The organism is Rathayibacter sp. VKM Ac-2804, from assembly GCF_009866655.1.
GTDB lineage: Bacteria > Actinomycetota > Actinomycetes > Actinomycetales > Microbacteriaceae > Rathayibacter.
Map to the genome: position 1 here is coordinate 434,774 of NZ_CP047420.1, position 13,341 is coordinate 448,114.

Here is a 13,341-nt window from a genome sequence, read left to right on the forward strand (position 1 = left end):
GAGCCGTCGGTGCCGGAGAGCCCGGTGCTCGATCGGCCGGTGCTCGACGGGCCTCCGGCCGGGATGTCCGCGCCGGACCGCGAGCTGCTCGAGACCGCGTCGGCGATCCTCGATGCGCGCTACCGGACCGGCGTGCACGAGGTCGCGGCCGCGCTCCGGCTCGCGGACGGCCGGATCGTGACCGGCCTGCACGTCGAGGCGAGCGCCGGCCGGGCCTCCGTCTGCGCCGAGTCGGCAGCCCTCAGCGCCGCGGTCGTCGCCGGCTCGCCGGTCGTCTCGATCGTCGGAGTGCTGCAGCGCCCGGGCGGCTCGCGCCACCTCATCGAGCCGTGCGGAGTCTGCGCCGAGCTGCTCGGCGACCACGCCCCCGACGCCTCCGTCTGGGTCGCCGTCGCCGACGCCTTCGCCCCGGTCCCCGTCGCCACCCTGCTCCCGCACCGCCGCCGCCGCGCCGCCCGCCCGGTCTAGCCCCCGGGCCGCGCCCGACCCACTCTCCACAAGTTGCGGTAGTGGCGCGCGACTACCGCAACTTCTGAGGAATGGCGGCCGGCCACGCTCCTCCACACGCGGGGGAGTGCGGCGTTCTCCACAGGCCCGCCGCGCTCCGCCTCCGCCGCTCGCTGAATCTCCAGAAGTTGCGGTAGTCGAGCGCGACTACCGCAACTTTTGAGGAATCAGGGGGCGCGGACGACCCGGCCGGCCCGCGCCCGACTCTCCTCCACAAGCCGAGCATCCCGAGGTTTTACCCCGGGGAAACACAGCCGACCCCCGCCCGAACGATCGCCTGGCCAGACTTGCCGGGCGGACGACGGGCCCCGGCCCTCGCGCCGCCGGGGTCGTGGGGGCACCTCACCCGACCCGCGCACCACCCGGAAGGATCCACCCGCATGCTCGCCGTCTCCGGCACTCCCGTCCTCCTCGTCGTCGACATCCAGGGCGGGGCCGCCTCGGGCCTGCCGACCCCCGGCATCCCCGTGATGAGCGGCCGGGCGGAGCGCGCGCCCCGGGTGCGCGACCTGATCGCGCACTGCCGCAGTGCCGGCGTGCCGGTCGTCTTCGTGCAGGAGGTGCACAAGCGCGACCTGATCGACATCGGCCGCGAGCTGGACGGCGCCGAGGGCCCGCACTGCCTCGAGGGCGACCCGGGCACCGAGCTGGCGTCCTGGCTGGAGCCGCGGCCGGAGGAGTTCGTGATCCGCAAGCGCCGCTACTCCGCCTTCTTCGGCACCGAGCTCGAGATCGTGCTGAAGGCGTACCGCGCGGGCACGCTGCTGCTGGTCGGCGGCCTCACCGACGTCTGCATCCACTACACGGCCGCGGACGCGCACCAGCACGACTACGCCGTCCGGGTGCTCACCGACTGCGTCGCCGGCTCGAGCGAGCGCGCGCACGCCGCCACGCTGGAGGCGATCGAGTACCTCCAGCGCGACGCCCTCGTCACCGCGGCCGACGTGCACGACTGGCTCGACCGCCGCGAGACGATCGATGCCTGAGTCGCAGAACGGCGTCGCCCCCTACCTCCTCGTCGCCCGCGTCCGCACGATGGACCCGGCGAACCCGCTCGCCGAGGCGCTCCTGATCGAGGGCGACCGGATCGCCGCGGTCGGCACCCTGCAGGAGGTCCGTGCCGCCGCCCCGGCCGGCACCCCCGAGGAGCACCTCGACGGCACCCTCCTCCCCGGCTTCATCGACGCGCACTCGCACGCCCAGCGCGCGGGCCTGAAGGCCCTGCAGCTGCTCGACGCGGGCGCCGGCGCCGACGCGTTCTCGGCCGCGATGCTCGCCGACGCCGACGCCGATCCGGACGCCCCGGACTGGCTCGGCGACACCCCGCCCACCCCCGAGGACCGCCGCGCGGCCCTCCTCCGCATCCAGCCGCTGCTGCACGAGCTGGGCTTCACCGGTGTCGTCGACCCGGCCGTCACGCTCGACGAGCTCGCCGCCTACCGCGCGGCGCACGAGCGCGGCGAGCTGTCGCTGCGCGTCGTCGCGATGCCCTACTCCGAGCTCGGCACGGAGGCGGTCCCGAGCGTCGACGAGGCGCTGGCCGTGCTCGACTCGATCGACGGCACCACCGGCGACGGCGACGAGCTGCTCCGCCTCGGTCCGATCAAGGTCTACTACGACGGCGAGGGGATGAAGGGCCAGGCGCTCCTCGAGCAGCCCTGGCCCGACGGCGGTCACGGTGTGCAGCGGATCGAGACGGCCGAGTTCGCGCGGCTCGCCGCGGAATGCGTCCAGCGCGGCTGGGGCCTGGGTGTGCACGCGGTCGGCAGCCGCGCGGTCGCCGAGGTGCTCGACGGGCTGGAGGCCGCGGGCTCGCCCGAGCGGATCGCCGCCCTGCGCTGCCAGCTGATCCACGCCTACCTCGAGCCCTCCGCCGAGAGCCGCGAGCGCGCGGCCCGGCTCGGCGTCGTCGCCTCGCTGCAGCCCTCGATCGCCTGGAGCAACGCGGCGGGACTGACGGCCCGGCTCGGCGCGCGGGCCGACCCGGTGAACCCGATGCGCGACTGGCGCGACTCCGGCGCTGTGATCGCGCTCGGCTCCGACGCCCCCTACTTCCCGTTCGACCCGCGGCAGGTCGTCGCGACCGCGGTGACCCGGCGGATGCGCCGCCGGGCCGAGCCGCTCGGCACCGAGCAGGCGCTGACGGTGCTCGAGGCCGTCGAGGGCTACACGCGGGGGGCGGCGCACGCGGCCTTCGCGGAGGACCGTCGCGGGATGCTCCGGGCCGGGTTCCTCGCCGACCTGGTGCTGCTCTCGGTCGACCCGGGGGAGCGCTCGGCGGAGGAGTTCGCCGAGGCGCGCGTGCTGCGCACCGTGTTCGGCGGGCGGACGGTCCACGACCGGCCCGCGGGGGACGCCCGGGAGATGTAATCCCGACGAAACACAATGGGATCCGCATTGCCTTAGATTGGATCCAAGTTGAGCGGCCCCCCGAGCAACTCCGCCCCGCCCCGATGCACCACCCGTACCCCTTGGAGGACAGCACCATGGTCAGGAAGAGCTTGCTCGCCGGCGTCGCACTGGCGGCCGTCGCGAGCCTCGCGCTCACCGCCTGCGGGACCACCAGCGCCCCGCAGAGCGCCACCGGCACCGCCGGCACCACCGACACCATCAACGCGGAGCTCTGGTACGCGCCGTCCACCTTCGACCCCGCGAAGGCCTCCGCCGACGCCGACGTGACCGTCGCGCGCCTCGGCTTCGACACCCTGCTCCGCCAGGGCGAGACCGAGGGCTACATCGGCGGCCTCGCCTCCGAGTGGAACGCCGTCTCGGCCTCCGAGTACACGTTCACCCTCCGCGACGGCGCCACCTGCGCCGACGGCACCGCGATCACTCCCACGGTCGTCGCCGACTCCTTCAGCTACCTCACCGGTCTCGAGGACTCGGGCGCGGTCACCTGGAAGAACCAGGCCTTCGGCTCCGGCGAGCCGACCTTCACCCCCGACGACGCGGCCGGCACGCTGACGATCTCGCTCAGCCAGCCCTACTCGCAGCTGCTCGGCGGCGTCACCCGCCCCGGCACCGGCATCATCTGCCCCGCCGGTCTCGCCGACCCCGAGGGTCTCGCCGCGGGCACCGTCGACGGCGCCTGGTCCGGCCCGTACACGCTGTCGGACCTCTCGGCCGGTGTCAGCGCCGCCTACACGCTGCGCGACGACTACGACGCCTGGCCCGACTGGCAGGACGTCGAGGGCGAGCCCGCGAAGACGATCAACCTGACCGTGCAGTCCGACTCCAACACGAGCGCCAACCTGCTCGAGTCCGGCGGCGTCGACCTCGCCCGCTTCTACGACTCCAACGCGCTGCGCTTCGAGGACGACCCGGCCTACACGACCGTCACCTTCGCCAGCTCGGCCTACAACCTCGTCTTCAACGAGGCCCCCGGCTCCGGCTCGATCTTCGAGGGGAAGCAGGACCTCCGCGCCGCCGTCGCCCAGGCGATCGACACCCAGGGCTTCAACTCCGCCGGCCTCGACGGCCTCGGCGTGCCGCAGTACACCGTCAACGCGGCGAGCTACCGCTGCGCCCTGGACGACGAGTCGCTCGTGCAGACGTACGACCCCGCCGCCGCGATGCCCGAGCTCACCGGTCAGTCGATCCGCCTGCTGATGATGTCGAACTGGGACCCGGCCGCCGACTACCTGGCCGAGTCGCTCCGCGCCGCGGGCGCCACGGTCACCGTCTCGGCGCTCGACCCGGCCGACTGGTCGAAGGCCATGCGCACCGAGCCCACCACCTGGGACGTCGCGATCGCGGCGGAGAACGCCGGCCCCGGCCTCATCCACACCACGATCGCCCGCTACCTCGGCCCGACCTACGCCGACGGCGGTACCAACGTCTCCTCCAGCGACAACCCCGAGGGCGTCGCCTACTACGAGGCCGCCATGGCCGCCTCGGACACCGAGACGCAGTGCGAGAACCTGCTCGCCGCCCAGAAGACGATCCTCGAGCGCGTCGACATGACGCCGCTGATCACCGACACGCACCGCTACGTGGCCCGCTCCGGCTTCGCCACCTCGGTGTTCTCGGGCTACTGGGACATCTCGGCCATGCGGATCCTGTCCTGATCCGCTGACGCCCTGAACACCTGAGCAGCCCACCCGAGCCGGACGACACGAGGAGACGACGCGATGAGCACCACGACCGCCACCACCGCTGCATCGTTGGGCCTCGGGTCGTCCGGCGCGGGGGCGCCCGGCCCGGGCGCCGTCCGCGCCGGCACCCTCGGCGGGGCCTGGCGAAGGTTCCTCCTCCGCCGGGCCCTCGGCCTGCTCGTCAACCTCGCGCTGCTCGTGCTGGTCACCTTCCTGATCGTGCAGCTCATCCCCGGCGACCCGGCGATCGCCATCGCGGGGGAGGCGGCCTCGCTCGACCAGGTCGAGCTGGTGCGCACCCAGCTCGGGCTCGACCAGCCGCTGCCCGCGCAGCTCTGGACCTACCTGGTCGGCGTGCTGCAGGGCGACTTCGGCGCCTCCTACCGCTACTCCATCCCGGCGATGGACCTCGTGATGACGGCCGTGCCGTACACGCTGACCATCACGATCTCCGCGGTGCTCCTGCTGCTCGTGCTCGGCATCGCGCTCGGCATGGCGGTCGGCGTCGCGACCCGCGGCGACCGCCGCCGCTGGCTCGACGCGGTGTTCAGCACGGTCACCGGCCTGATCTCCTCGGTGCCCACCTACGTGCTCGCGACCGGCTTCGTCGTCGTCTTCGCGGTGCTGCTGAAGGTGCTGCCGCCCGCGTACTCGCCGGCCTACGACTTCGGCACCGCCGCAATCCTCCCGATCGCCTCGCTCACCGTCGGCGGCACCTGCTCCGTCGCGAGGATCGTCCGCCGCGAGACCGCGGTGATCCTCGAGCAGGACTACATGCGCACCGCCCGCGGCTGGCGGCTGCCCGCGCTGACGCTCTACGCCAAGCACATGCTGCCCAACCTGCTGACCACGGCGCTGACGCTCTCGGGCATCATCCTCACCGCCCTGCTCGGCTCGGCGCTGATCACCGAGGCGGTCTTCGCCTGGCCCGGCCTCGGCGGCGTGATCGTCCAGGCGATCGCGATCGACAAGGACTACCCGGTGATCCGCGCGGCCGTCTTCGTGATCGGGCTCATCTCCCTCGTGATCACCCTCGTGATCGACGTCATCCTGGGTCTGATCGACCCGCGCACCCTCGGAGAGCAGCGTGGCTGAGTCCCTCACCGCCGTCCGCGGCCTGAAGCCCGCCGGCGCGCGCACCTTCGCCTGGAACCCCGGGCTCGTGATCGGGCTCGGCCTGCTCGGCGTGATCGCGCTCACCGCGCTGATCGCCCCGATCGCGCTCGAGGGCCAGGCCACCGGCCTCGGCGGCAGCCCCAGCCTCGGCTCGACCCCCGAGCACCCGCTCGGCACCGACACCCTCGGCCGCGACATGCTCGCCCGCACCCTCGTCGCCACCCGCTCGACCGTGCTGATGGCGCTCGCCGCGACCGTGCTCTCCGCGATCGTCGGCATCGCGGTCGGCATCGGCGTCTGGCTCGCCCCGCGCCGGGTCCGCGAGCTCGGGCTGCGCGCGATCGAGCTGGCCGTCAGCTACCCGACGATGCTCGTCGCGATCATCGTCGCCGCGATCCTCGGCCAGGGCGTCGTCCAGGTGGTGGTCGCCATCGCGGTCGCCAACATCGCCGGCTTCGCGCGGCTCACGGCGAACCTCGCCTCCAAGATCGCGGCGAGCGAGTACGTCACGACCGCCCGGCTGACCGGCGTGCCGACGCACCTCGTCGCGCTGCGGCACGTGCTGCCGAACATGGCCGAGCCGACGCTGATCCTCGTCGCCGGCGCCTTCTCCGGCGCGCTCGTCGAGATCTCGGGCCTCTCCTTCATCGGCCTCGGCGCGCAGACGCCCGCCTTCGACTGGGGCACGCTGCTCAACGACGGGCTGAGCCGCATCTCGGTGAACCCGGTCGTCATCCTCGGCCCGGCGCTCGCGCTCACGGTCGCCTCCTTCGCGGCGCTGCTGGTCGGCGACGGCCTGGCGGCGGCGGCGAACCCGCGCTCGAACACGACGCGGGCCCGGATGACGCGGGCCGCCGGCTCCTCGACCGCCGCGCCCGCCCCGGCCGACGCCGTGCTCGTCGCCGACGGCATCACTGTCCGCCACGGCGCGACCGGCCGCGAGCTCGTCTCCGACCTCTCCTTCACCATCCGCCGCGGCGAGGTGCTCGGCATCGTCGGCGAGTCCGGCTCGGGCAAGTCGCTGACCGCCTCGGTGGTCGCGAAGCTGCTCGGCGAGGGCCTCGAGGCGTCCGCGCGCCGGCTCGAGCTCGGCGGCACCGACCTGCTCGGCCCCGTGCCGGACCGGGTGCTCGCCGCGAAGATCGGCCTGATCTACCAGGACCCGGGCACCGCGCTGAACCCGGCGATGGTCCTCGGCACGCAGCTCTCCGACGTGCTGCGGATCCGCCTGCGCCACTCCCGCCGCGACGCGCTCGACCTGCTGCTGCGCGGCTTCCGCTCGGTGATGCTCTCCGATCCGGAGGGGCGCCTGCGGCAGTACCCGCACCAGCTCTCGGGCGGCATGAAGCAGCGCGCGATGATCGCCTCGGCGATGAGCGCGAAGCCCGACCTGCTGATCGCCGACGAGCCGACCACCGCGCTCGACGTCACCGTGCAGCGCGAGGTGCTGAGCGTGCTCAAGCGGATGAACGAGGACTCCGGCACCGCCGTGCTCTTCATCTCGCACGACCTCGGCGTCGTCCGGGCGCTCTGCGACCGCGTCCTCGTGATGAAGGACGGCCGCATCGTCGAGCGGATCGACGACATCGCCCACCTCTCGGAGGAGACCGTGACGCATCCGTACACGAGGCAGCTGCTCGCCGCGACGCCCGTCGTGACCGTGCCGACGCCGCCGGAGGTGCGCTCGTGAGCGCCGCCGCCGCCGCGGCCGCTGGAGCCGCCGCGTCCTCCGCGATGGTCGACGTCCGCGGTCTCGACGTCGTCTTCGGCCACGCGAAGGTCCTGCACGGCGTCGACCTGAGGGTCGAGCGCGGCCGCACCGTCGGCGTGGTCGGCGAGTCCGGCTCCGGCAAGTCGACCCTCGCCAAGGTGCTCGTCGGCTCGGTCCGCGCGGCGGCCGGCACGGCGAGCGTCGACGGCGTCGACATCGTCGCCGCCAACCGCTCGGCGATGCACGCCTACCGCCGGCGCACGCAGATGATCCCGCAGGACCCGTACTCCTCGCTCTCGCCGCGGCGCACCATCGCGCAGACCCTCGCCGAGGCGATCGACCCGGTCCGCGCCCGCGTCGGCCGGAACGAGGAGCTGATCGTCGCCTGGCTGGAGCGCGTCGGTCTCAGCGCCGACATGCGGCACCGGTTCCCGCACGAGTTCTCCGGCGGGCAGCGCCAGCGCGTCGCGATCGCCCGCGGGCTGATCATCGACCCGACCTTCGTGATCGCCGACGAGATCACCTCCGCCCTCGACGTCTCGGTGCAGGGGCAGATCCTCGATCTGCTGGCCGGGATCAAGGAGTCGCTCGGTCTGACGATGATGTTCATCTCGCACAACCTCGCCGTCGTCCAGCGCGTCAGCGACGAGGTCGTGGTGCTCTACCGCGGCGAGGTCGTCGAGGCCGGCCCGGTCGAGCGGATCTACGCCGACCCCCAGCACTGGTACACCCGCCGCCTGCTCGACGCCGACCCCGGCTCGCCGGGCTTCAGCCTCTCGGGCCCGGCGGCGGTCCCCACGAAGGAGAGCGCATGACGGCCCGACTGCCCGCCACCCCCGTCGCCGAGGGCGTGCTCCGCCTCGTCGGCGCGACGCTCGTCGACGGCACAGGCGCGGCGCCGCTCGAGGACTCCGAGGTGGAGATCCGCGACGGCGTGATCGCGTACGCCGGGCCGCGGCGTTCCGGCACCGGTCCCGAGGGGCGCACGGTCGACGTCTCCGGCGCGTTCCTGCTGCCGGGCTTCGTCGACGTGCACGTGCACCTCGCGATGGTGCCGGTCGCCCCGGAGGCGGCGCGCGAGCGCTTCCCGGAGGAGGACGTCCTCGAGATCGCCGGGCTGCTCCGCCGCACGCTCGACGCCGGCGTCACCACCGCGCGCGACCTCGACGGGCTCTCCCCGGGCTACCGCGAGGCCGTCGCACGCGGCGCGGTGGCGGGCCCGCGCCTGCACCTCGCGATCGCCATGCTCTCGCCGACCGGCGGCCACGCCGATCCGCACCACCGCAACGGCAGCCTGCCGGCCTGGGCCGTGCGCCCGGGCATGCCCGCACCCGGACTGGTGGACACGGACGAGGACGTCGTCCGCATGGTCCGCACGCTCGTGCGCACGGGTGCCGACGTGATCAAGGTCGCGACCTCGGGCGGGCTCGGCTCACCCAACGACGACGCGCGCGATGTCGGCATCACCGAGAAGCAGGTCGCCCTGATCGCGGAGCTGCTCGCCGAGCGCGGCGGCCGGCCGATCACGGCGCACGCCCTCTCCGACGACGCCGCGCGGGCCGCGGTGCTGGGCGGCGCCACGAGCATCGAGCACGGCTACGACCTCTCCGACGAGACCATCGCGCTGATGCGCGAGCGCGGGACGACGCTCGTGCCGACCCTGAGCATCCTGGTCCGCGCGTTCGATCCCGCGACGACCACCGCCGAGCGGCTCCGGCAGCGCGAGCTCCTGCGCGAGCGCGGTGTCGACTCGGTGCGCCGGGCCGTCGCGGCGGGGATCCCTCTCGCGCTCGGCACCGACGCCGGAGTGCACCCGCACGGCCGCAACCTCGCCGAGCTGGCGCAGCTGGTCGCCGTCGGGCTCACGCCGCTGGAGGCGCTGAGCGCCGGAACGCTCGGCGGCGCGCGCCTGCTGGGCCTGGACGCGCAGCTCGGCTCGGTCGAGCCGGGCAAGCTCGCCGACCTCGTGCTGACCGACGCGGATCCGCTGGCGGACGTCGCCGCACTCGCCGACCCGTCGGCGGTGCGGGTGGTGCTGCAGTCCGGCCGCGTGGTCAAGGACCTCGACGGGCGCCTGGGCTAGGCGGGCCTAGTACTCCTCGTAGTTGTAGGGCTCCGGGTCCGGCTCGATGACGGGGCGGGCGACGGTGCGCCGGTTGTCCTTGATGCGCGAGCGGATGTCCTCGACGGCCTTCGCGACGGCCTCCTCGGTCGCGGCCTCGTCGTGCACGGACCGCTCGACCGGCACCGCGACGAGCTCGCTGCTCGCGTCGAGCGTCATCTTCGCCTCGATCAGCACGCCGTCGTCGGTGAAGGCGGGGACGCTGACGGCCTCCGAGTGCTCCTGCCGGTCGATCGCGGTCACGAGGTCGAGGAGGGCCTCGGTGACGGCGTCGGTGGTGACGATGCTCTTGGAGGCGTAGGTCAGCTGCTGCATGCCTCCAGTCTGGTCGCGGAGGCTCGGCGTCTCTCGGGCTTGCGGCGGGGGTGGGTGGCCGTCTAGCGGGCGGCGGGCTCTCGTGCTCCGTTCATCTCGGAAGCCTTGCGGCGGGCGCGCCGCGCGTCGCAGTCTGGAGGCATGCGAGACGTGCTGAGGCGATCCAGCGGCGGCGAGATCGCCGGCGCGGTCCTGATCGTGCTGGCCTCGATCGCGCTCCTGGTCGGCGCGTTCGCCGCCGGCGCGGGCAGCGTCCACGGGATGCTCGGCGTGATCGTCGCGTTCGCCGCCGGCATCACCGGCCTGGGCGTGCACATCGCCGGCCGCGAGGCCCGGCTCCGCCGCGACGGGAACTGACGCCTTCATGCTGATCGAGTAGCCCTCTGAGAGGGCGCATCGAGATCCACCGAGTGCAGGGGCCGGGTCTCGATACGCGCTGCGCGCTGCTCGACCAGCAGGCAAGGAGCGCGCTCGGCCCGACCCGTGCTGTGCGGCGGGTCAGCGGTCGACGAGGGTGATCTCGAAGGAGTAGAGGTCGGGGCGGTAGCAGTGCTGGCCGTACTCGACGGCGCGGCCGGAGTTGTCGAAGGCGGTGCGGGTCATCGTCAGGACCGCGGCGCCCTTGCGCAGGTCGAGCAGCTGCGCCTCGCGGGGGGTCGTGGCGCGGGCGCCGATCCGCTGCTTCGCGACGCGCATCGCCACTCCGCGGGCGCGGAGCAGCTGGTAGAGGCCGTGCGTCTCGAGGGCGCCGAGGTCGAGGTCGACGAAGTCGGCCGGCAGGGTGTTGTCGAGCACGGCGAGCGGGACCCCGTCCGCCGACCGCAGCCGTACGAGGTGCAGGACGGGCGAGCCGACCTCGACGCCGAGCGCCTCGGCGGTCTTCTCGTCGGCCGTGCCGACGGTGGAGGAGAGGGTGCTGGTCGTGGGGCTCTGGCCCGAGCGCTGCAGGTCCTCGAAGAGGCTGGTGAGCTCGACGTTGCGGGTGACCCTGCCGTGCACGACCTGGGTGCCGATGCCGCGGCGGCGCACGAGGAGGCCCTTGTCGACGAGGTCCTGGATCGCGCGGCGGATGGTCGGCCGCGACATGCCCAGGCGGTTGCCCAGCGACACCTCGTTCTCGAGCCGCGAGCCGGCCGGGAGCGTCTCGTCGAGGATGGCCCGCTCGAGTCGCGTCGCGATCTGGTGGTAGAGCGGGATCGGCCCGGAGCGGTCGAGGTCCATGAAGAGGTCCATCGGCAGGGCGTGCTCCTCCTGCAGCGCCATGTCGTCCCCCTCCGCCCGCCGGCTCTCCGCCGGGAATGATCGACACCCGTCGGCGTCACCCCATTATGCAGCGCAGGTCAGCAGCACGGCAGACCGTCCCATTGTGCTATTGTAACGACATTACAGACCGCCCTCTCGAGGAGTTGTACACCGTCGTATGGTCCAGATGATCCTCCGCGCCCCCGCGAGCGCCGCCCCCGAGCACGCCGCCCCCGGAGCGGCCCGATGAAGGCCGCGGTCGCCGGCGCCCCCGTCAGCTTCGGCGTCTTCGAGCTCACCCCGGAGGGCGCCGACGTCGTCTCGCCCGACGATCTGGTCGATGTGCTCGCCGAGGCGGGCTACACCGGCGTCGACCTCGGTCCGGCCGGCTACCTCGGCCGCGGCGCCGAGCTGCGGAACCGCCTCGAGCGCTCGGGACTCGACATCGCCGGCGGCTGGATCCAGCTGCCCTTCTCGGACGACGAGGCCTTCGCGGCCTCACTCCCCGAGCTCGACGCCGCGCTCCGCCTCTTCGCCGAGGCGTCCGAGCACGGCCCCGCGCGGCTCCCGCTGCCGACCCTCGCCGACGACGGCTCCGCGGCCCGGCGCTCCTCGCCCGGGCGCGGCGCCGAGGCCGATCCGCTGGACGACGCGCGCTGGTCGCGGCTCGTCGCCAACGTCGAGCGCGCGACCGCCGTCGTCCGCGGAGCCGGCTTCGAGCCGACCTTCCACCACCACGCCGGCACGTACATCGAGTCGCCCGAGGAGATCGACCGCTTCCTCGGCGCCGTCGACATCGGCCTCACCCTCGACACCGGTCACCTCCTGATCGGCGGCGGCGACCCGGTCGCGGCCGTCGAGCGCTGGGGCTCCCGGATCAACCACCTGCACCTCAAGGACGTCGACGTCGCCGAGCTGCGCCGGGTCCTCGCGGCCGGCGGCGGGATGCGCGAGGTCTGGTCCTCCGGATCGTTCGTGGCCTTCGGCCGCGGCGACATCGACCTCGACGCCGTGATGACCGCGATCGACGCCCAGGGCTACGACGGCTGGGTCGTCGTCGAGCAGGACGTCCTCAACGCGCCCGACGCCGACATCACCGCGTTCCGCGACGAGCGCCGCGACGACCAGGCCGTCAACCGCGAGGCCCTGCGCGCCTGGGCCTGACCGCGCCCCTCCCGAACCCCACCCCTCAGACCGCCCCCGGGCAGCAAGGACATCGCCGTGACCGACACCCCTCTCCGCTTCGGACTCATCGGCACCGGCCGCATCGGCCAGGTGCACGCGGCGAACATCGCCGCCGACCCCGAGGCGACGCTCGCCTGGGTCTGCGACCCGTTCGTCGACGGCGCGAACGACGTCTCGGCCCGCTACGGCGGCACCGTCACGACCGACGCCGCCGAGATGTTCGCGTCCGGCGAGATCGACGCAGTGCTGATCGCCTCGCCGACCGCGACCCACATCGACCTCCTCGAGGCCGCGATCTCGGCCGGGATCCCCGCGCTCTGCGAGAAGCCGATCGACCTCGACATCGCGCGCGTCGACGCCCTGCTGCCCCGCGTCACGTCGTCGGGAGTGCCGATCGCCCTCGGCTTCAACCGCCGCTTCGACCCGGCCTTCGCCGAGGCGCGCGCCCGCGTCGCCGCCGGCGAGATCGGCGCGCTCGAGCAGCTCTCGATCATCAGCCGCGACCCCGCCGCCCCGCCCGCGGCCTACATCGGCGTCTCCGGCGGCATCTTCCGCGACATGACGATCCACGACTTCGACATGGCGCGCTTCTTCCTCCCCGACATCGTCGAGGTCACCGCGACCGGCACCACCACGTTCGACCCCGGCGCGCGCGCGCACGGCGACTTCGACACCGCCGTCGTCACCCTCCGCTCCGCCTCCGGTGCGCTCGTCTCGATCACCAACTCGCGGCACAGCTCGGTCGGCTACGACCAGCGCCTCGAGGCCTTCGGCGCCGACGGCTCGATCGAGGTCGCGAACGCCCTCACCAGCCTGGTCAGCGTCTCGAACGGCACCAGCGTGCAGGCGAAGCCGCCGTACCAGGACTTCTTCCTCGAGCGCTACGCCGTGGCCTACCGGGCCGAGCTGACCGAGTTCATCAGGCTCGCCCGCGGCGAGGAGTCGACGAGCCCCACGTTCGCCGACGGCCGCGCCGCCCTCGTCCTCGCCGATGCCGCCGCCCGCTCCGCGGTCGAGCGCGTCTCGGTGAGCGTCGAGCTGTAGGGCAC

13 protein-coding genes are annotated in these 13,341 nt (G+C 73.5%); 11 read left to right on the plus strand and 2 right to left on the minus strand.

Translation table 11 applies throughout. The features are described 5' to 3' along the window. Window positions 1-9 precede the first annotated feature (9 nt). The 8 genes from GTU73_RS02020 to GTU73_RS02055 all read left to right on the plus strand — a co-directional run bounded on the left by GTU73_RS02020 (window position 10) and on the right by GTU73_RS02055 (window position 9,511). Window positions 10-468, plus strand: coding sequence for a hypothetical protein (locus GTU73_RS02020; protein WP_208543723.1), 459 nt, complete (start codon window positions 10-12; stop codon window positions 466-468). A 419-nt stretch (window positions 469-887) separates the two neighbouring features. Next, window positions 888-1,493, plus strand: coding sequence for an isochorismatase family cysteine hydrolase (locus GTU73_RS02025; protein WP_123731621.1), 606 nt, complete (start codon window positions 888-890; stop codon window positions 1,491-1,493). Further along, on the plus strand, window positions 1,486-2,877 hold the full coding sequence (locus GTU73_RS02030; protein WP_160086521.1) for an amidohydrolase family protein: 1,392 nt from the start codon (window positions 1,486-1,488) through the stop codon (window positions 2,875-2,877). The genes GTU73_RS02025 and GTU73_RS02030 overlap by 8 nt, the downstream gene beginning before the upstream one ends. A gap of 116 nt (window positions 2,878-2,993) precedes the next feature. Next, the gene (locus GTU73_RS02035; RefSeq protein WP_160086523.1) at window positions 2,994-4,574 is read left to right on the plus strand and encodes an ABC transporter substrate-binding protein; all 1,581 of its coding nucleotides are present in this window, start codon (window positions 2,994-2,996) and stop codon (window positions 4,572-4,574) included. 63 nt (window positions 4,575-4,637) lie between these two features. After that, window positions 4,638-5,696: an ABC transporter permease gene (locus GTU73_RS02040; RefSeq protein ID WP_160086525.1), complete on the plus strand. Its 1,059-nt coding sequence runs from the start codon at window positions 4,638-4,640 to the stop codon at window positions 5,694-5,696. Next, a complete protein-coding gene (locus tag GTU73_RS02045; protein WP_244231737.1) occupies window positions 5,689-7,407 on the plus strand; it encodes a dipeptide/oligopeptide/nickel ABC transporter permease/ATP-binding protein in 1,719 nt (572 codons plus the stop codon). Before GTU73_RS02040 ends, GTU73_RS02045 begins: the two co-directional genes overlap by 8 nt. Continuing rightward, a complete protein-coding gene (locus GTU73_RS02050; protein ID WP_244231738.1) occupies window positions 7,404-8,243 on the plus strand; it encodes an ABC transporter ATP-binding protein in 840 nt (279 codons plus the stop codon). Before GTU73_RS02045 ends, GTU73_RS02050 begins: the two co-directional genes overlap by 4 nt. Next, window positions 8,240-9,511: an amidohydrolase family protein gene (locus GTU73_RS02055; protein WP_160086527.1), complete on the plus strand. Its 1,272-nt coding sequence runs from the start codon at window positions 8,240-8,242 to the stop codon at window positions 9,509-9,511. Before GTU73_RS02050 ends, GTU73_RS02055 begins: the two co-directional genes overlap by 4 nt. A gap of 6 nt (window positions 9,512-9,517) precedes the next feature. On the opposite strand, the gene GTU73_RS02060 is transcribed toward GTU73_RS02055, so the two are convergent. After that, window positions 9,518-9,865, minus strand: a complete 348-nt coding sequence (locus GTU73_RS02060; RefSeq protein WP_160086529.1) for a hypothetical protein — start codon at window positions 9,863-9,865, stop codon at window positions 9,518-9,520. Window positions 9,866-10,015: 150 nt separating this feature from the next. Between GTU73_RS02060 and GTU73_RS02065 the strand changes: the two genes are divergently transcribed. After that, the gene (locus GTU73_RS02065) at window positions 10,016-10,222 is read left to right on the plus strand and encodes a hypothetical protein (protein ID WP_160086531.1); all 207 of its coding nucleotides are present in this window, start codon (window positions 10,016-10,018) and stop codon (window positions 10,220-10,222) included. Window positions 10,223-10,363: 141 nt separating this feature from the next. Here the strand turns inward: GTU73_RS02065 and GTU73_RS02070 are convergent, their stop codons facing one another. Beyond that, window positions 10,364-11,128, minus strand: a complete 765-nt coding sequence (locus tag GTU73_RS02070) for a GntR family transcriptional regulator (protein WP_123705876.1) — start codon at window positions 11,126-11,128, stop codon at window positions 10,364-10,366. A 225-nt stretch (window positions 11,129-11,353) separates the two neighbouring features. Here GTU73_RS02070 and GTU73_RS02075 point away from each other — a divergent pair, with 225 nt between their 5' ends. Continuing rightward, window positions 11,354-12,271: a sugar phosphate isomerase/epimerase gene (locus GTU73_RS02075; protein ID WP_160086533.1), complete on the plus strand. Its 918-nt coding sequence runs from the start codon at window positions 11,354-11,356 to the stop codon at window positions 12,269-12,271. A 57-nt stretch (window positions 12,272-12,328) separates the two neighbouring features. Continuing rightward, window positions 12,329-13,336 carry an inositol 2-dehydrogenase gene (gene iolG, locus GTU73_RS02080; protein ID WP_160086535.1) on the plus strand — a complete coding sequence of 336 codons (1,008 nt, stop codon included), beginning with the start codon at window positions 12,329-12,331 and terminating at the stop codon, window positions 13,334-13,336. Window positions 13,337-13,341: the final 5 nt, after the last annotated feature.